Genomic DNA, 16,505 nt, shown 5'->3' on the forward strand with positions numbered 1-16,505 from the left:
CATCTAGTCGTGTTTGTTAGGTAGCTGTGGCTAGAGCGCGTCGCTCTGCCAGGGTTGTGTAGCCCTTACCTGGGTGTGTGGTGAGCCTTTCGTAGACGAACCAGTCCAGGTGGGTTTCAAGATAGTCCATGAAGTCCTCGGTGCCCATCTTTTCGGAGTTAATTCCGGCGGCGTAGAGCTCCCTTTTGAGCAGGCCGAAGAATCCTTCCACCCTGGCGTTATCGCCGCTTTTGCCGACTCGCGACAACGATGGGATTGCAACCCAGGCGTTGTCGCAGGGTTTGCCCGGGTCGCAGGTGTCGCATGCTGCCTGGTCGTGGGTGGGGTCGGTGAGCATGCCGACCCATTCCGGGTGGCGGTAGGCCCACCCGCGGTCGGAGTGGATGACCGGCTTGGTTCCGGGCTGGAAGGTTGCCAACGCAGCCTCCAGCATGGTGTTCGTCAGCGCGGCGTTCGGGCTGGTGCTCATGGTATAGACGACGGGCAGATTGTCATGGAAGTCGATCAGGGGGCTGAAGAAGACCTTGCCGTCTCGGCAGGCGAACTCAGTGACGTCGGTGCCGAACTTCTCGTTCGGTTTATCGGCGTAGAAGTCGTGAACCAAGTCGGGCTCAAGGGCAGCGCGACGCCTGCGTGCTTCGCGCGAGTAGCCCTGCGAGACAACGACATCTGCGGCCGCTGCTTCATCCAGGTCCCCGATGAGCAGCTTATTCGCCGGCCGGTGGGCGTTTTCTCCTTTGTAGGAGCGGTACCTCATGGCGCGCTTGGACTTCGGGGTGAGGTTTTCTTCGTACATGATGGCGCGTACTGTTTTCTCACCTATCGTCCACCCGTTTTGCCTGCACAGCGCCAAGATCCTGCGGTAGCCGTAGATGCCGTTGCTCGCTTTCGACACCGCGATGACCGCCGCTGCGGCAGCTTTGCGCTTCGACGTCGGGTACTTTAACCGCCGGCACGCATGCTTGTAGGTGCTCGGGTTCAACCCGAAGTGCTCGCAGCTGGCTTTCACTTGATATCCGTGCGCCCGGAGTCGCTGAACAGCTTGAGCGACGACCACGCTGTCGAACGTCTCCGGGCTGGGGCTTTTCCCTCCGACTCCATCGCAGCCTCGAACAAGGCCCTATCCGCAAGCCGTAAAAACCGCTCGTGGCGCAACATCGCTTTAAGCTCTTCGGGATCATCCGGCAACGCAGCATCATCGAGCTGCGTCACGTGCTGCTCACTGGCAATCTTGGCAGCCTTAGCGCTAGACGGCTTGGAAGCTTGCGGCGATGCGCTTTTGCGCGGGCGGCGTTTATGTTGTTCCACACGCCACAGTGTCGCCTGCTCTAGCTGCTCAGGGCTCATCCCACGCCGCGTCTCTTCTTCAGGAGCGAAACTGCGGACCCAAATCGACAACGTAGCCGGCGACACACCAACTTGCCGGCTCATCTCCCGCAGCGACCCCGGTGAGGTCAATGCCGCCCGCACCGCTGCGGCGATCTCACTCGGGCTGCGCCGGCGATGATCCACCTCAACACCGTGCTCAGCATCAACTGCCCACCGCCAAATCGACGCCGCCGAGGGAACAGGATCGACACCTTCCTCACGCAAACGGGCGCGTACCTGCTGCGGCTCTAGACCCTTGCCGTAAAGCTCGACGGCACGCTCACGAACCGCCAACGGATAACTCATCTGGAACTCCTCACCGATGGCCGACGGTTCACAGGAAAGCTTCAGTCCCCCTCAACCCCCGCCTATTTTATGTTTTGCAGGAATTGCACTTTACGTTTTGCAGGACTTGTAGTTTACGTTCTGCAGGAATTACCGAAAATTGAGGTACGCCTTCGAGGGCGTGGGGCCGCGCTGGCCCTGGTACTTCGAGCCGAGCGCAGAGGAACCGTACGGCGTCTGGGCAGGCGATGTCATGCGGAACAGCGCGAGCTGCCCCACCTTCATCCCCGGCCACAGAGTGATGGGCAGATTTGCGACGTTCGATAGCTCCAGCGTGATGTGCCCCGAGAAGCCCGGGTCAATGAATCCAGCGGTGGAGTGCGTGAGCAAGCCGAGACGACCCAGACTGGACTTGCCCTCGAGGCGGCCGGCGAGGTCCGCGGGCAGCGTGAACTTCTCCAACGTTGACGCGAGGACAAACTCACCCGGGTGGAGCACAAACGGCTCTTCCTCCGGGACCTCCACGAGCGTGGTCAGGTCCGGCATCTCCAGCTTCGGGTCGATGTGCGTGTACTTCGAGTTGTTGAAAACGCGGAAGAGGTTATCCATGCGCACGTCGATGGAACTCGGCTGGATCAGAGTGGGGTCGAACGGGTCGATCCCCAGCTGGCCGGAATCGATGGCGGCGCGAATGTCATGATCGGAGAGCAGCACGCACCCGAGTCTAGTGGGGCCGGTTCTAGGGCATTTTTGGGGCGCGGACAGCCGGTGCTAAAGTGAGCTGCGCTGGGCATTCAGCCTGGCAGCGCCGGCGTAGTTTAGTGGTAGAACATCAGCTTCCCAAGCTGAGAGTGCGGGTTCGATTCCCGTCGCCGGCTCAAAATTTCGTTTGCCCTGCGGTTATTGCATCCGCAGGGCTTTTTGCTTTTCGACGGTCAGTCGGTTTCGCCCGCTATCGCAGCAGCAGGTAACTACCCCACGCAGGGCCCGATGGGCTGAGCGGCGAAGTTGCAGAACTCGCGGGTGGTGCCGCCGAGCTCATGGTCGCTGGCCGCGCCGCGCAGGACGCGCCACTTCGGCGAGTATTCCCGCATCCTGGCAAAACGCTCCGGGTCGTGGGAGTACCCGGTGGTCACGCCCTCGGGTGTACCGAAGACAACCTTTTGGCCGTCCACCTCAAGAATGTCCACGGGCAGCCACAGCGTTGCGCGGTCATTCACCGCCCGCAGCACCGGAAGGTGGTGCACGTTGTGGCCGCCGGTAACCAAGCGGCACTTCGTGTGCGGGACAAAATGCTGCGGTGCGGCGAGCTCTGGCAAGTTAATTACAACCCCGGCCACGGACCGTACCGAGTTGTCTGCTGCGTTGAACTCAAACTGTGTCCCGGCGGTGCACATGAACTCCACAACCGCCTCGGAGGAGGGGAAGGTTCGCACTACGGGAGTGCTATCTACCAGGAACGTCAGGGTCTGGCCGGTCAGGTTGTCCAGCGTTGCAGGCGCCCACATATTCCTATCCTTTCTTTCCTTGGAGGTTTGCGGAGTGACCCCAGATTATTAGACCGCTTTGTCTGCCTCAACGGTTTCACCGCTTTTATTCACCGGCGGGCGGGCAGCAATCTCACCACTACGGGAAGCACTGAAAAGCGGGCTTAGATCCGGGACACCCCAAAACACTCCTTGGTTAATCGCACTTCCGGCGGCGTTTTCGCAGCCGGCCGATCTTCTCCCGGGGGCACCGTGCGCGATGTGCGCGGTTGCCAGCCGACGGGCCGGGAGACCTTCGTCGGACTTCGTGATCGTGAGCGCCAGAATACTAGACCGCTTGGTCTAGCGCAAGCGTCGGCAAGCATAATGCACCCATGCGGATTGCAGTGGCGGCGATGTGGGCGGCGGGCGCGGCGCTTGGGCTCGAGGGGCGGCCGGCGCTGCCCTTCAACGACCCTTCCTTTGCGCCACGCTTTCCAACGCCCGTGCTGTACCTGCACGGCATCAACTCGCGCACCAGGGCGTTCCGGCAGAACGCCGAGTACCTGCGCGACCGCGGCTATTGGGTGTGGGGGTACGACTACGGGGACCAGCTGGCGCCGGGCGTGCGCGGGATTGGGGACCTGGACGCGATTGTGGCGGACGTTGCGGAGAACGTGGAACGCGTGCTGGACCGCACGGGCGCTACGCAGGTGGATATTGTCGCCCACAGCCAAGGCGGGTTGATGACCAAGCTCTACATTGCCGCCGGTGGCGCAGAGAAGGTGCGGCGCGTAGTGGCGATGGGCGCGAACTTCCACGGCACGGATTTCCACGGGCGTGTGAAGTGGATGAATCCGCTGCTAGAGCAGTACCCGTGGCTGGGTCGCCTGTTTGCCACACGCGGCGCGTCGCAGCAGTTGGCCGGATCCGCGTGGTCCGCGGAGCGCGCTGGTGTCCCGGATACGGATCCGCGGGTGGTGTACACCTCCCTGTACTCGCCGGCGGACACTGTGGTGACACCGAATTCCGCGTCTGAGCTGCGGCAGGAGGGCGCGGACGTGGCCAACATCGATGTTGGCGAGTGGTACGGCGGTTACGCGCCGCGACACGAGCTGATGCCGCGCGACCCGCTGTTCACCCGGCTGACTGAGTGGGGCTTGTCACGCGAACCGGGCGACCACACCCCGCCGCCGGTGCGCGGAATCTAGCGCTGCGCGAACGGCCGCGTAGCCGGCCCCGCCCCTAGCCGCACTTCACAATCGGCTGCGGGTTGTACACCGTGGTCTGGGTCTCGCGGGAGAGTTCGTTGCCGGCAAGGTCGTAGATAATCCGGGTGTCCGAGGTAGTAAATCCCGGCGTGCCGGAGGACGGGATGCAGGAATCATCCGTCACCGTCTGTTCCTTCGGCTCGGTCGGGGACCAGCGGCCGCCGTTGACGGATTCCACGCTGACGGTCTTCACACCCATCAGGCTCACGGTGACCTGCCCGCCGCCGACTGAGGTGGTGATTTTCACCGGGTAGGCGGAATCGTTGCGGAACTGCAGGTCAATCGCGCCCTCGAACACGGTGGCCTCGCGGCCGGCCGGGTAGCGGGAGATGTAGTAGGAGTGCGGGGTGTGGGCAACATCCGTCATGCCCGCGAAGTACGCCGCGTTGTACAAGGTGGTGGCGAACTGGGAGATGCCGCCGCCCACGGCCTTGTCCGCGCGGCCGTTGAGGATGATGCCGGATTCCACGTACCCCTGCGCGGTGCCGCGCGGGCCAGTGTAGCCGTTGAGAGAGAACGTCTCGCCCGGGTTCACCACCGCGCCGTTGACGGTGCGGGCCACAACCGCAATGTTCTCGCCGGAGGCTGCGGAGTAGCCGCCGGTGGTGAAGGAGCCGACAACCTGGTCGAAGGTGGCGTTCTGGGCTTCCTCGGTGGTGAAGTCCGCCGGCACCTCCTCATACACCGCGTCCCACTCGCGCGGGGCGGTGCCTAGCACGCGGTCGTCGAAGCCCTCGAAGGTGGCATCCCAGTTGATCTCGTACCCGTCCACGGAGGGCTGCACCCCGCCGCCGCTGAGCACGCGCGCGTTACGACGCTCCGTTTCCGTATCCGCAAGCTGCTCCCCCAGAATTGCCTGGGCGGCCTCGCGGTTGATTTCCGGGGTGAGCTTGCCGTCCCGGACGGGGAACTGAATCACCTCACCAAGACGTTCCTGCGGCACGGAGGCGGCGACGGCGCCAGCCGGCTCGGCGCCCTCGGCACCGGCAGCGCCCTCACCGGCAGCGCCCTCAGCACCTTCGGCACCCTCGGTGCGGTGGTAGCTGCCGCGCAGAATCAACGGCCCATTCAGCGCCGCACGCACGGGGCCTTCCTGGGCGACTTTAAGAGCGGCGTCGTCAATAGCCGGGTCCAGCACCGTCGGCTCCACCGTCACCCCATTGGGGTTCAGCCAGCCGTGGGTGACGCGGTCTCGCAGCAGCGCTTGGTCCACTTCCTGGCCGGGCTCGGGAGCTTTGATGGTGGCCTTGCCGCCGTCGATAGTAATGGCCCCGTCCTTGGGCTCCTGGGCGAGGTTGCGGCGGACGCGGTCCAGCGCGGGGTCCAACCGTGCGTCGTCGATAGCGGGGACCGCATCCACCTCGTGGGTGCGGAAGAAGCCGGCGATGCGGGTGAAGGGGTTCAGGGACTCCTCCCCCGCCGCGTCCACGGTGGCCTGCCAATCGATGCCAAGACCTGCCTTGGCGGGCACGATCTTCGCGCGCTTGCCGCCGGCCTTCACCTCGACGGGCTTGTCCTCCACCCCACCCAGCTCGCGCTGGAGGGTCTCGCGCGCCTCGTCCGGCGCCATGCCGCCGATGGCCACGCCGCCGACAGTGGTGCCGCGGGGCACGGTGCCGCGGTTCATTGCCACGTCAGCCACGTACAGGGCGATAAGCACCGCAAACAGCCCCAGCACCACGCCGAGCGCGATCCTGCCGCCGCGGCCGTTGCTGGAGCGTTGGGAACTCGCCTTTACCGTACTCACCCGCTCTACGCTAGCGCATCCATCAACGCGGATTCCACAGCCCGATGGCTACAGCCCGACGCTGATGAGCTGGCGCTGCACGCGCACCGCGGCCTCGTCGATCCGCTCCATTGGGATCTCGCCAGCCTCCACCGCCGCCACCACCACGTCAATGATGTGCGGCAGGTCCGCGCCGGAGGACCACAGCGCCTGGTCCGCCCCTGCGCCGATCGCCCGCTTCACCGCCTCCGGTGTCGGCGCGTAATCCAGAATGCCTCGCATGCCGGAGAGGTCATCGGTAACCACGGGGCCGTCGTACGGCACGCCGCCCGGGTAGTCGCCCTCGCGCAGGATGCGGTACGCCTCCGGGTTCAGCGAGCTCGGGATACCTACGCCGAAGTCCGCCGGGTTCCACCCCGCGGGCACGAGGCCGGGGACGATCATATGGCCCATCATCACGCTGGCCTGCGGGAAGCGGGACAACAGCGGGCCGTAGGGCAGCATGTCCACCGCTCGCAGCTCCTCAATCGGCGGCGTCACCGCCAACGTGTGGTGCGTGTCGCCCGACGCACGCCCGTGGCCGGGGAAATGCTTGAACGTGGGCGTCACACCCGCATCCACCAGGCCCTGCGAGAACAGCCCCGCCACCCGCGCGACTTCGTGCGGGTCCGACCCCAGCGCCCGGTCCCCCACAATCTCCAACCCAACCAGGTCCAGATCCAGCAGCGGCGCATAATCCACGTTCATGCCGTGCGCACGCAGCGAAACCCCGATGTCGTACCCCGTGCCCTGAATCACCTCGTCCGGCGTGCCGGCAAGCACGCGCGGCGGCATGAACTCCCCCAGCACGTGCGTGTGGCGCTGCACGCGCCCGCCCTCAAAATCAATGGCCACGGTAAACGGGTGGCCGTAACCGCCGTACTCCGCCCGCAGCGCGTTGAGATCCCGCCCCGGCTCATGCAGCAGCGCCGGATCCGCCCAGCTGGGCACAATCAGCCCACCCGCGCCCTGATCCAGCGCCGCCCGCGCCTGGTCATAGTTACTCACCCCGACAACCATCAGGCTGGCCACCTTCGCACGCAGGTCCTGCGGCACGCGCGCTACCGCGGGGTCCACGGGAGCCGGCGGCGGAGACGAGGCTTGTTCCACCACAGGTTCCGGCGTGGGCACAGGGGCTTCCTGCTTTGCGACGCACGAAGTTAACGTCGCCAAGCACAAAGCCCCAGCGAGCAAACCGCGCGCGAAACGTGCCACCGAGCCTCCTGCCTCCTTTGAGTTTTGGGGCGAAACGCCATCCACTGTACGCATGGGATTCTGCGGCGCGCTGGTAGGGTTCTTGCCATGTCACACCGCGTTGAGGTCCCCGTCGCGGCGCCGGCTGCGGGCGGGCGCGCGCTGAGCTCTGTGCTGGCCAGCGTGGTCATGGGCGTTGTGCTGGGCATTGTGGGTGTGCTGGGAATCGCGGCGTTTTCAGGGCAGACCACCGTGCCCACCGGCGGCGCGGTGCCGGCGGATCAGGCCGTGCTTGGCGGGCCGGAGTACGGCTCGCGGCAGTAGGCGAGGCCGTGGGGGCGCGGCGGTTGCACAGCCGGGTGCAAGGCCGGTTTCGGGCTGGCGGCGCGGCGGGTTTGTCGCACGTGGTGGGCTGGCTGTGTATTGCGCTGCTCATGTTTCTGCAGCCGCCGGGGCGCGTGGCGGCCGACACCAAGTTTGACCTGACGGCCGATCCGGTTGGGTTCCTTCGCCGCGCGCTGCATGCCTGGACGGATGAGTTCCCGCTGGGCCAGATGCAGAACCAGGCCTACGGCTACTTCTTTCCGCAGGGCGCGTGGTTCGCGCTGCTGGATGTGCTGGGTGTACCGGATTGGGTGGCGCAGCGGCTCTGGTGGACGCTGCTGGCGGGGCTGGCGTACTCGGGGACGCTGGCGCTGGCCCGGCGCATTGGCGTGCCGGGGGTGGTTGGCCCGGTGCTGGCTGCGGGGTTGTACGCGTTCTCGCCGCGAGTGTTAACCACACTCACGGCCATTTCCTCCGAAGCGTGGCCAGTTGCGCTGGTGCCGTGGACGCTTGTTCCGCTTGTGGGTAAACGCCCCAACGTCGCGGCGGCGATCGTGCCCGTGGCGCTGATGGGCGGCGTGAACGCCGCCGCCACTATCGCGGCGTGCGTGCCGGCGGGGCTGTACCTCCTGTGGCGCAGGGAGGTTCGCCGTGCGGCTGTATTCACTGCTGGGGCGGCGGCCGTGTCGGCGTGGTGGATCGGGCCGCTGTTGGTGCTGGGACGCTACTCGCCTCCGTTCACCGAGTTCATCGAATCCGCCGGCGTGACCACCGCCTGGCTCAACCCCGTTGAAATCCTCCGCGGCACTACCAGCTGGTCCCCGTTCGTGGACGCGGAGCGCGTCGCGGGGTTCCTGCTGGTCGCGGAGCCGACGTTTGTGCTGGCCACCTGCGCCGTCGCCGCGCTGGGCCTCGCAGGACTTGCGCGCGGGGACATGCCGCAGCGCCGCGCGTTCGTGCTCATGCTCTGCGCCGGCTTCGCGCTGATGGCCAGCGCGGCGCTGGTGCCCTCGCTTTACGATGGCCCCCTCGCCCCCTTCCGCAACCTCCACAAATTCGATCCGCTGGTGCACCTTCCGCTGTGCCTGGGGGCCGGGTGGTTGGTGGCGGCGTGGGCCACCCGGCACCGCGTAGACTTCCGGCCCTCGCCGCAGGTGGTCGGCGCTGTGCTGGTGGCGACGATCGCGATCGCGCCTGCGTGGTCGCTGCGCCTCCTCCCGGAAGGCACGTGGGAGGAGGTCTCGCCCGATTGGGTCGCCGCCGGCGAGTGGCTGAACGAGCACGCAGCGGGTACTCGCACACTGGTCGCCCCAGCGGCGTCGTTCGCCCGCCAGGAGTGGGGTTGGACGCGGGACGAACCCATCCAAGCGCTTGCCGATGTCCCCTTCGCCGTCCGCGACGCCATCCCCCTAGTGGACCCGGAAGCTATCCGCGGGTTGGACGGGCAAGTGGCCGAGTGGCCGCCCTGGATGCAGAGGCGCTGCGGTCCATCGGCGTGGGCGCGGTGGTCGTGCGTCGCGATCTCGACGAGGCCGGCGTGGGCCGCGTGATAGAGCCCCTCGCCGGCACCGACGGCTCCAACGACACCGCGGACTCGCTGGGCGAACCCGCAGCGGAGTTCGGCGACCTCTCCATCTACTTGTTGGAGCCGGACCGCGGGATGATGGTCACGGCAGACACTCCACTTTCCGTCGACGGCGGCGGCGAGGTCCTCCCGCTGCTGTGGCGCGAGCTGGGCTATTTCCCCGCGCAGCTCGTGGGCGACGGTGGCGGCGACGGCGCCGCCGCAGGCATCAGCCCCGGCGAAGCCGCTTCACTTATCACCGACACGCCCGCGCTCGCCGCCCGCAACTACGGCACGCTGGGTGGCCAATCCGCCCACCTGACCAGCTTCGATGAGGACGCAACGGTGGCGAATAGGTTGAAAGATTATCCGTCGATAGGCACGCGCTCCTTTGTAGCCATGGATGGTGAGGCGCGTGCTACCGGAGCCAGCCAAGTCGCTGACCAGCGCGTTCGACGGCTTGGAGGACACAGCGTGGTGGCCGGCTCCGGGGGATCGGGCGGCGTGGGTGTTCGTCGATACGCAGGCCGAGCGCATGACCATCACCGCGACGGACACCACGCGGGTCGAGCTTTCGGACGGCTCCGTGAGCCGCACCGTCACCCTCGTCGGCGGCGAGCCGCGCACCGTGCCCGCCGCGCCGTGGATCCGGCTGACGGAGCCCGTGGGCCTCGCGGAGATCGACGCCGGCACTTCCCGCATCGTCGAAGTTCCAGGCACCGGCGACGCGTACTTCTTCCAGCGCCGCTTCCCCGCAACCGACGTGCTGCAACGCCGTTTCACCACCGCTGTCGACGCCAAGTGGCAGCTCTCCGCGCCCGCGCGCATCAACGGCACGGAAGTCCACGGCATTGTCCACCTCCCCGCCGGCACCCACGAGCTGGTTACCGACGCCGAGACGATCCTGCTGACGCAGGCGCTGGATCTGCCCAGCTGGGAGCCGTTTTCTGGGGAGGTCGTGGCGTCCGACCGCGCGCGCCTCGTGCTCACCACACGCGCGTTCAACGACGGTCTCCGCGCCAGCATCGGCGGCACTCCGCTGGAGCCATTGCGTATCGACGCCTCCTCCCAAGCCTTCATCATTCCCCCCGGCGCGACCGGCTCGTTTGCGATGTGGAACGCCGGCGACACGGCGTATCGCGCCTCGCTATTCTTCGGCGGTGCGTTTTCGCTGGTGGTGCTGGCCGGGTGTCTCTGGGTGCCGTGGCGCCGCTTCGAGCCGTTTGGCGACGAATCGGGGCCCTGGCCATTGGCTGCCGCCCCGCCGGTGCTGGCCGCCCCGCCGGTGCTGGCCGCCCCGCCAGTGCTGGCCGCCTTTGCCGCAGCTCCGCTTGTCGGCGCCGCCGCTGTTGTGGTCGCTTGGGCAATCCAGCGGTTCACCCTGATCAGGGCATCTTGGCTGGCCGGCGGCGCGATGGCGGCTGCGGGGTTGTGGCTGGCCCGCGCGCCCTGGCCCGCCACGAACTACGCCGGCGACACCTGGTTGCTCGCCTTCGCCGGCTGCCTCGCGGTGGCGGCCCTCGCTTGGCCATACCCGCCCGGCCCTGACCAACCCGGCCGCCCCGCCCAACCCGACCGCCCTGCCCGGGGAAGCCAGCCCCAAGAGCCCGACCGCCCCGCCTGGGTGGAAGCCAGCCCCACGAGCCCGACCGCCCCGCCCGGCCCTGATAAACCCATCACCCCGGAACGATATGACGAACTCGTTCCGGGGGCACCGCAAAACCCCAGGTCGCAAAACGAGATGACAAACTCGTTCCGGCGGGGTGGCCAGGCGTTGTGCGCTATTACGGGAGGTTCGCCCCGAGACCCGCCAAATGGCGACCACCCCGCCACTGCGCCACCCCACCCCGCCACCGCGCCACCCCGCAATCCCGCCGTCGGGTGAGCTACCTGGCGTGGCGACCGTGGCGACCGTGGCGGCCGCGCTGCAACCGCCGCAAGAAGCGGGCGCCGGGCAACTCCACCAATTCATAGGACACATACGCCACCGCCACGCTCACCACCACGGTAAACAGCCACACCGGCACGAAGTGCCCGCTAAACAACGGCACCCCCAGCACCGGGAACGCGAAGTACAGCACCGCCACGTGCCACAAGAAGATGGAGTAGGACCAGCGGCCCAGCGCCCGCATTGGCGCTGAAGCCAGTGGGGCTTGCAAGACAGGGGTTCGCGGTGAGATCAGCGGGGCCAGAGTGCTTTGCGGGGCAGCCATACCCCCAAGCTCACCACCCCCAAACCGCGGCGCTAGCGCGTACGGCGCCACGAAACAAGCCGCGAACACCGTCCCCAAAATCACGCGGGCGTTGAATTCGGCGGGGGTCGGATGCGTCAGCCCCGGCGGGCCAATCACGCCGGCGAACCAAGCCACCCCCAACCCGAGCAGGGGAAAGGGCCAGCGGGGTGGGGAAAAGTGAACGTCGTAACGCTCAAGCTCCGCGAGCACCAGACCGACCGCGAACCACGGCGCGTAGGACGGGGGCCAAATTTGGAGGTTGGGGGTGGTGATGGGGTCGATGAGCCACGGCCAGAGCAGGCCGAGCGGAACCGCGAGGAGCAACGTAAGCCAGCGGCCGCGCGCACCGAGCCGCAGATACAGGGGCAGGACCAGGTAAAACGCGACTTCGACGCAGAGTGACCAGAGTTGGGTGAGGCCGTCGATGAGCGCGTCCGGCACGTAAATCTGTACCAGCAGCAGGTTCGCCAGCGCCTGCCCGCGCGTCACCGTGGTCAGCGGCGGCAGCACCGCAAGCACCGTGGCCACGCACACTAGGTACGCCGGGGCGAGCCTTGCTAATCGACGCTCGTAGTACCCCTCCCGCAGCCCACCCCGCGCGAGGAGGAACGCCGAGAGCGCGAAGAAGACGGCGACGAAGTAGTCGAACCGCTCCAGCAGCGGCGACTTCGTACCGGTTTGGAACGCAACGTGCGTGGTCAGGATGCCGAGGGCCGCGACCGCGCGCAGACCCTCCAGCTCAGGCAGTACGTTATGGTTTCCGATGTGGCCATTGTAGGGAACGCGCATGCGTGATCACGGGCGGGCCGCGTGGTGGCTGCGCGCGTACGCCGCCATGCTCGTTGTCGCGGTGACCTGGCCGTTCTTGATGCCGGTGGGGGTTGTGGGTGCTGGCGGCCCTGGGGATTACGGTGATGGCGGCGCTGGCGCTAGCGTGCCGGCGTTCGCGCTGCGGGACATGATGGTGTTCGACCAGATGACCCTCACGCGGGCATCGCTGGGGTTCGGCGACCTCCCCGCGCGCAACGTGCCGCAGGACTCGCTGCTGGGCATTCTGCCCTGGCCGATGCTGGCCGTGCGCGTGATCATGGTGGTGTCCGCGGCGGCTGCCGCTTGGGCCGGGTGGTGGCTGGGGCGTTCCACGTTCGGCCGTGCCGCTGCGATGACCGTGGCGGTGTGGAACCCCTTCGTGGTGGAGCGGCTGCTGCAGGGCCAATGGTCCCTGGCCGCGGCGGCATGGTTGTTGCCTGCTGTGGCATTGTGCTGGTCGGGTGGCGGCGGCGCGGCAATCAACACCGCGCGGCCGGGCAACACCGCGCGGCCGGGCAACACCGCGCGGCCGGGCAACCCAGTCCGGCCCGCCAACACCGCCCGGCCGGGCGGCATCGTGGCGCAGTGGCTGGCCTCCCTCACCCCCACCGGCGCAATCGCGGCGGCGCTGTTCTCCCGCGGGCGACTTGGCCTGCTGACCAGCGCACTCACATGCGCGCCATGGGTCGTGGCGGGCGTGCTCGCGGCCAGCGGCACCAGCGCCGCCACCAGCGCCGCGACCGGCGCCTCCGGAACCTCCACGGCAGCCGGTGCCGCCGCGTTCGCCCCGCGCGCGGAGACCGGCGTGGGCACCCTCGGCGCGCTGATGGGCCTGGGTGGCATCTGGAACTCCCACGCAGTCCCGCCGTCCCGCGCTGCCGGCTTCGCCGTGTTCGGCATCGCGCTCTTCCTGGTCCTGGCACTCGCGTGGCGCGAGGTAACCCGGCGCTGGCTGGCCCTCGCCGCGCTGGGATACGGGGTCGCGCTCGCGTCGTGGGCTGGGTGGCTTGAAGTGATCGTCGTCAATGTGCCCGGCGGCGGCCTGCTTCGCGACGCCCAAAAGTGGCTCATCCTCGCCATCCCCGCATTCGTCGCCGCGGCGGGTGCGCTCCGACCGCGCCTCGCCCCCGTGGCCCTCGCCCTCGCGTTACTGCAGGTCCCGGACGCGCCGCTGGCGATCGCGCAGCTCGCGCCAACACGCATCGAGGTCCCCACCGTGGCGCACGCGGGCCGCGATGTCCTCTTCGTCGACCGCCCCACGCTGGTCACCCTCGGCACCGGGGCCGTCGCCGTCGACCCCGCACCGAAGGCAATGAACGTGGTGGAGTCCGGGGCTTTGCGTGTCGACGCTCACTTGACCGACCCTCCCTCCCAACGCTGGTCGCACGCCCACGCGGCGCTGCAGAAGGCGGGTGGCGCGGCGGCCGGTTCCCACATGCCGGAAGAAACCGCCGCCGAGCTGCGGGACTTAGGCATCGGCCTGGTGGTGTTCCCAGACGGGCAGGTGGCGGAGACCGGCGCGCCTGCGCGCGGCTGGCCACCAGTAGGCGTGGCTCTGTTTGCGCTTTGGTGCGCCGTGCCGCTGCTGGCGCTGCTACCGGGCGCTCCCCGCCCTTCCCGACGACCACGCCGGATGTCCTTGAACTAGGTCTGAACTAGGCCATGAATCCGTATGTGTTGTAGATCACATTCAGTAAATTTCCTCGTTCTAAACGCCCCTGAACTGCACATTCGCCAATATTAGTTGGCTTTAACCCACCAATGGCGCACGCCAATAGTGGCGCCTCTTGCATGATTAACGCCACATGCCTAAAGTGAACGCCAGATGAACAAAAGGTTACGCAATCAAGCGGAACCGCAAAGAGAGAAAGGAGGCCATCCGATGACAGACCCACTAGCGGCAGTGATCGCCACGCAGCGCGGGACACAGACTCAGCGCTGGCAGGCCTTCACTTTCACGGCCGGCGAACTTGCGCCGAGCCTCTAACACCTTGAAATACGCAAAACACAACAACTCTCATTGAAAGGACGCACAACAATGCGCAACTTCACCGATATCAACAACATCGACTTCTCCATCATCCGCGAGCGCGCACTGCGCAACATCCGCCAGGATTTGATCAACGAGTGGTCCGACCGCTTCGACGTCCTCGAGATCAACGACGCTTTCGATGCCGTCCTGCGCCACCACCGCGCGACGGCAAAGATCGAGGACTTCGTGCCGGTGCTTGTCGAGGCCGAGATGAAGAACCGTCTCTACGCTGGCGACCTTTTCCCGGTTGCCGCCTAACCTCCAAGATCTGTATAGCCAGTTGGGAGGGCAATGCGCTACGATCGGGCCTCACATAACTTCATTTGTCGGTAGCTCGCGGAAGCGGGCCGTCGTCACCTCAGCGAACGCCAAGAACCCCGTTTCTGCCCGGGCTATGGCAGCTCTCAGGCGCCCTGTGGCCGCTTACTCAAGGGCCGAGTGGTTCGACTCCGCTCACCGCACAGATTCGCGCGGCCTGCACGTTGCACATGGGCATTGACCCTCCCCATGGGGTCCGCATTTCGCATTGATTACTACCGTGGCGTTGGGGGGAGGCGTCGGCACGCGCATGCGGGCGAGGGTTGGGAACGGGGACAGACTTTTAGGAGGCAACATGCTGCTCGCAGAGGCACTGGCGCGCCGCGCTGAGGCGCAGGACCGGCTGAACGCGCTCAAGCAGCGCCTGGCGGAAAGCGCGCTGGTCCAGGAGGGTGACGCTCCTGCAGAGGACCCGGCTGCGCTCCTCGCCGAGGCTGCCGAGCTGCTGCAGGAGATTGAGACGCTGGTGCGCCGCATCAACCACACCAACGCGCAGACCCCGTTTGAGGGGGCCACGCTTACCGACGCTATCGCCAGGCGCGATGCCCTCCTCCAAGCCCGTCGGTTGTACACGGACGTGGCGCAATCCGCGGCCGTGAGGCACGACCGCTACTCCCGCTCCGAGGTACGCTTCGTGCCCACCGTGGACGTGGCGCAGCTGCGGGACATGGCAGATACCGCCTCACGCGAGTACCGCCAGCTGGACACGAAGATTCAGCAAATCAACTGGTCGACCCAGCTGATCTAGCCGCGCTGGCGGCTAATCGCACGCGAAACCGCGCTGGGTGCTACGCGCCGCGCGATCGAGCACCTCAGCGAACAGGCGACCCGTTTCCTCCCAGGAGAACCGGGCGGCCCACTCGCGCGCGGCGTCGGACATGTGCGAAGCGCCACCCGCCCCACCAACCTCTTGCACCACGCGGGCAACCACGCCGGCGAAGCGCTCGCCGGGTTGCACCAACCGCCCGGTCACCCCATCGCGGATGGATTCGGTGACGCCGCCGGCGTTGGCAAAGGCGACCGTCGGCACGCCGTGTTGCGCGGCCTCGATCACCGCGATGCCCCAGCCCTCCTTCTGGGAGGGCATGAGATGCACGGCGGCGCGCTCCAGCAACGCGTGTTTGTAGCTCTCAGAGACGTGGCCGTGGAACACCACCCGATCCTCCACGCCGCGCCGCACCACATGCTCGCGCAGCTTGTCCTCCCACCAGCCGGAGCCGACTACGTCTAGCACCACGCCGTCGAGCTCCGCGACGGCATCGATCGCCAGCTCGAGGCGCTTGTGGGGCACGAGGCGGGAGAGGGTGATGAGGTGGGTGAGGGTGTCGTCGATAAGCAAAGTGCCCTCGGGCACGGGATCGGCGCCGTTAGGCACGATGCTGATGTCGTGCTCGCGCACCCCGAGGCGCACGAGGTCGCGCCGCGACGCTTCCGAGACCGTGACGTACGGCGCGCCGCGGTACACGCGCGGGGCGAGACGCGATTCCAGCAGCCAGCCCAGCCGCCCGATCAACGGGCCCGCCACCGGCCACTGTTCGCGGTGGCAGTGGTGCGTGAGCAGCACGACCGGGCGGCGCGTGAACAGGCGCGCGAAGAACGGGATGCCGTTTTGCGTATCCACGATTACGTCCGGGCGGTGCCGCCAGATCGCCAGCGGCGCGAGGATGTACACGCCGTACTTGCCTCCGGCGCGCTCGTAGCTGATGCCGGCGCGACGGGAGCGCCGCGGCGCGTCCGTGTGCTTCGCCGTGCGGTACACCACCTCATGCCCGCGCGCCGCGAGGTACTCCCCCACGCGCTCCAGGTAGCGTTCGGAGCCCCCACCCTGCGGGTGAGTCGAATCGCGCCAGCACAACAGCAGTATCTTCATTGCC

At 67.1% G+C, this 16,505-nt stretch carries 13 protein-coding genes, 1 tRNA gene, 1 pseudogene and 1 riboswitch; of the genes and pseudogenes, 7 read left to right on the forward strand and 8 right to left on the reverse strand.

Annotated features, from left to right (window positions below; translation table 11 throughout):
• Positions 1–16: 16 nt before the first annotated feature.
• From JZY91_RS10015 to dcd, 3 genes are all read right to left on the reverse strand, one after another.
• A complete protein-coding gene (locus JZY91_RS10015; protein WP_234947611.1) occupies positions 17–1,009 on the reverse strand; it encodes a DDE-type integrase/transposase/recombinase in 993 nt (330 codons plus the stop codon).
• Positions 1,006–1,674, reverse strand: coding sequence for a transposase (locus JZY91_RS10020; RefSeq protein ID WP_234947725.1), 669 nt, complete (start codon positions 1,672–1,674; stop codon positions 1,006–1,008). The genes JZY91_RS10015 and JZY91_RS10020 overlap by 4 nt, the downstream gene beginning before the upstream one ends.
• 129 nt (positions 1,675–1,803) lie before the next feature.
• A complete protein-coding gene (gene dcd, locus JZY91_RS10025; protein WP_234947726.1) occupies positions 1,804–2,367 on the reverse strand; it encodes a dCTP deaminase in 564 nt (187 codons plus the stop codon).
• Between the two features lie 93 nt (positions 2,368–2,460).
• On the opposite strand from dcd, the gene JZY91_RS10030 reads away from it, so the two are divergent.
• Positions 2,461–2,531 (forward strand) — tRNA-Gly (locus JZY91_RS10030).
• A gap of 93 nt (positions 2,532–2,624) precedes the next feature.
• On the opposite strand, the gene JZY91_RS10035 is transcribed toward JZY91_RS10030, so the two are convergent.
• Positions 2,625–3,161, reverse strand: coding sequence for a hypothetical protein (locus JZY91_RS10035; protein ID WP_234947727.1), 537 nt, complete (start codon positions 3,159–3,161; stop codon positions 2,625–2,627).
• A gap of 176 nt (positions 3,162–3,337) precedes the next feature.
• Positions 3,338–3,453: riboswitch (SAM riboswitch) on the reverse strand.
• 61 nt (positions 3,454–3,514) lie between these two features.
• Between JZY91_RS10035 and JZY91_RS10040 the strand changes: the two genes are divergently transcribed.
• Positions 3,515–4,330, forward strand: coding sequence for an alpha/beta fold hydrolase (locus tag JZY91_RS10040; RefSeq protein WP_234947728.1), 816 nt, complete (start codon positions 3,515–3,517; stop codon positions 4,328–4,330).
• A 34-nt stretch (positions 4,331–4,364) separates the two neighbouring features.
• On the opposite strand, the gene JZY91_RS10045 is transcribed toward JZY91_RS10040, so the two are convergent.
• Positions 4,365–6,071 carry a VanW family protein gene (locus tag JZY91_RS10045; protein ID WP_370639291.1) on the reverse strand — a complete coding sequence of 569 codons (1,707 nt, stop codon included), beginning with the start codon at positions 6,069–6,071 and terminating at the stop codon, positions 4,365–4,367.
• A gap of 114 nt (positions 6,072–6,185) precedes the next feature.
• Positions 6,186–7,370: a glycoside hydrolase family 3 N-terminal domain-containing protein gene (locus tag JZY91_RS10050; protein WP_234947729.1), complete on the reverse strand. Its 1,185-nt coding sequence runs from the start codon at positions 7,368–7,370 to the stop codon at positions 6,186–6,188.
• An 87-nt stretch (positions 7,371–7,457) separates the two neighbouring features.
• Here JZY91_RS10050 and JZY91_RS10055 point away from each other — a divergent pair, with 87 nt between their 5' ends.
• Both JZY91_RS10055 and JZY91_RS11910 read left to right on the forward strand, forming a co-directional pair.
• Positions 7,458–7,673 carry a DUF2613 domain-containing protein gene (locus JZY91_RS10055; RefSeq protein WP_234947730.1) on the forward strand — a complete coding sequence of 72 codons (216 nt, stop codon included), beginning with the start codon at positions 7,458–7,460 and terminating at the stop codon, positions 7,671–7,673.
• 71 nt (positions 7,674–7,744) lie between these two features.
• A pseudogene (locus tag JZY91_RS11910) lies at positions 7,745–10,759 on the forward strand (alpha-(1->3)-arabinofuranosyltransferase family protein); the annotation flags it as partial.
• A 364-nt stretch (positions 10,760–11,123) separates the two neighbouring features.
• Here the strand turns inward: JZY91_RS11910 and JZY91_RS10070 are convergent.
• Positions 11,124–12,260 (reverse strand): acyltransferase, encoded by a 1,137-nt coding sequence (locus JZY91_RS10070; RefSeq protein ID WP_234947731.1) that lies wholly within the window; start codon positions 12,258–12,260, stop codon positions 11,124–11,126.
• On the opposite strand from JZY91_RS10070, the gene JZY91_RS10075 reads away from it, so the two are divergent.
• The 3 genes from JZY91_RS10075 (at position 12,259) to JZY91_RS10085 (ending at position 15,379) form a co-directional block, all read left to right on the forward strand.
• Positions 12,259–13,929, forward strand: coding sequence for a hypothetical protein (locus JZY91_RS10075; protein ID WP_234947732.1), 1,671 nt, complete (start codon positions 12,259–12,261; stop codon positions 13,927–13,929). The two genes, JZY91_RS10070 and JZY91_RS10075, sit on opposite strands and share 2 nt — an antisense overlap.
• Positions 13,930–14,319: 390 nt before the next feature.
• Positions 14,320–14,571, forward strand: coding sequence for a three-helix bundle dimerization domain-containing protein (locus JZY91_RS10080; protein ID WP_234947733.1), 252 nt, complete (start codon positions 14,320–14,322; stop codon positions 14,569–14,571).
• A 355-nt stretch (positions 14,572–14,926) separates the two neighbouring features.
• Positions 14,927–15,379, forward strand: coding sequence for a DIP1984 family protein (locus tag JZY91_RS10085; RefSeq protein WP_234947734.1), 453 nt, complete (start codon positions 14,927–14,929; stop codon positions 15,377–15,379).
• Positions 15,380–15,391: 12 nt separating this feature from the next.
• Here JZY91_RS10085 and JZY91_RS10090 read toward each other — a convergent pair whose 3' ends face one another.
• Complete coding sequence (locus JZY91_RS10090) at positions 15,392–16,501, reverse strand: glycosyltransferase family 4 protein (protein WP_234947735.1); 1,110 nt, start codon at positions 16,499–16,501, stop codon at positions 15,392–15,394.
• Positions 16,502–16,505: the final 4 nt, after the last annotated feature.

This window comes from Corynebacterium sp. CNCTC7651 (assembly GCF_021496665.1).
Lineage (GTDB): Bacteria > Actinomycetota > Actinomycetes > Mycobacteriales > Mycobacteriaceae > Corynebacterium.

Bases quoted from the DNA above. Each gene is read 5' to 3' on its own strand.
- JZY91_RS10020 (WP_234947725.1), bottom strand. From the start codon at position 1,674: ATGAGTTATCCGTTGGCGGTTCGTGAGCGTGCCGTCGAGCTTTACGGC.
- JZY91_RS10035 (WP_234947727.1), bottom strand. From the start codon at position 3,161: ATGTGGGCGCCTGCAACGCTGGACAACCTGACCGGCCAGACCCTGACG.
- JZY91_RS10040 (WP_234947728.1), top strand. From the start codon at position 3,515: ATGCGGATTGCAGTGGCGGCGATGTGGGCGGCGGGCGCGGCGCTTGGG.
- JZY91_RS10055 (WP_234947730.1), top strand. From the start codon at position 7,458: ATGTCACACCGCGTTGAGGTCCCCGTCGCGGCGCCGGCTGCGGGCGGG.
- JZY91_RS10075 (WP_234947732.1), top strand. From the start codon at position 12,259: ATGCGTGATCACGGGCGGGCCGCGTGGTGGCTGCGCGCGTACGCCGCC.
- JZY91_RS10070 (WP_234947731.1), bottom strand. From the start codon at position 12,260: ATGCGCGTTCCCTACAATGGCCACATCGGAAACCATAACGTACTGCCT.
- JZY91_RS10080 (WP_234947733.1), top strand. From the start codon at position 14,320: ATGCGCAACTTCACCGATATCAACAACATCGACTTCTCCATCATCCGC.
- JZY91_RS10085 (WP_234947734.1), top strand. From the start codon at position 14,927: ATGCTGCTCGCAGAGGCACTGGCGCGCCGCGCTGAGGCGCAGGACCGG.
- JZY91_RS10090 (WP_234947735.1), bottom strand. From the start codon at position 16,501: ATGAAGATACTGCTGTTGTGCTGGCGCGATTCGACTCACCCGCAGGGT.